The organism is Flavobacterium sp. GNP008 (assembly GCF_056428965.1).
Map to the genome: position 1 here is coordinate 1 of NZ_JBWJVL010000051.1, position 249 is coordinate 249.

At 66.7% G+C, this 249-nt stretch carries 1 protein-coding gene; it reads right to left on the minus strand.

The window, feature by feature from the left end; all coding sequences use genetic code 11:
* Positions 1 to 249, minus strand: a 249-nt coding sequence (locus AC0608_RS13845) for a DNA translocase FtsK (protein ID WP_478289485.1), incomplete at both ends; no start/stop codon positions are given.

A 249-nucleotide genomic window follows, 5' to 3' on the forward strand; every position in this document is an offset into this window, starting at 1 on the left:
GCGCCTGCCCGGGGGCAATGACTTCACGCGAGCCGTTGGTGTTCATTGCGGTGACGACGCCGGCGTTTTCCATCGATTCGATCATGCGCGCGGCGCGGTTGTAGCCGATCTTCAGCTTGCGCTGCACGGCGGAGATCGAGGCGCGACGGCTTTCCAGCACGAAGGCCACGGCCTCGTCGTAGAGCGCATCGGTTTCGGCATCATCGTCGCCACCGCCGCTGCCGCCGTCGAAGCCGCTGCCGGCCTCTT